1 pseudogene is annotated in these 652 nt (G+C 79.3%); it reads left to right on the top strand.

The annotated features are described in order from the left end of the window. Positions 1–34: 34 nt before the first annotated feature. Positions 35–652: pseudogene (locus EF903_RS33495) on the top strand (hypothetical protein); the annotation flags it as partial.

Genomic DNA, 652 nt, shown 5'->3' with positions numbered 1-652 from the left:
ACCCCGACCTCGGCGCGATCACGAGCGTGTACCGGTGAACGCGGGCCCCCGGCGCTCCGGCACCGACCACCGGCTCCCCGGCGGCCTCCGCCACGAGGACGGCCCGGTCTGGCAGCGCATCCGCCGCCACGCCGTCCCCGCCTGGATGATCGAGGACGCCACCGCCCGCCGCCTCGCAGGCGACTGGCGCGCCGCCTGCGCGGCCGCCGCCGTCGACGTCCGCTTCGACCTGTCCGCGGTCGCCGCCCGCCACGGGGCCGCAGTCGCCGAGGCGGCGGAGGACGACCTGCTCCACCTCGCCCCCGACCTCGTACGCTGGCACCTGCCCCGCCTGCTCGGCGGACGCACCACCCTCGCCCCGAACGTCCGCGTCCTGCTCGCCCGCTACGGCACCGGGGCCGGCGCCCCGGTCCTCTCCGCCACCACCGGCCCGATGGCCGACGGCCCGCAGCGGCTGCGGCTGCACTGCGCGCCCCTCCACCCGGCGGACGCCCATCGGAGCCCGCACCACGCGGCGCCCTCCTACCGGCACGAGAACTGGATCGCGGCCCGCCCCCTCTGGGACGCCCGGCAGGCCGCCGGGCTGCGCGACCGCCTCACCGGCGGCGCCGACCGGCTGCCGTTCTTCCACCCCGACGGCACACCGCTCGAC

The sequence above is a fragment of the Streptomyces sp. WAC05292 genome (assembly GCF_003949955.1).
Classification (GTDB): Bacteria; Actinomycetota; Actinomycetes; order Streptomycetales; family Streptomycetaceae; genus Streptomyces; species Streptomyces globosus.
This window is presented reverse-complemented; position numbering and strand designations above follow the sequence as displayed.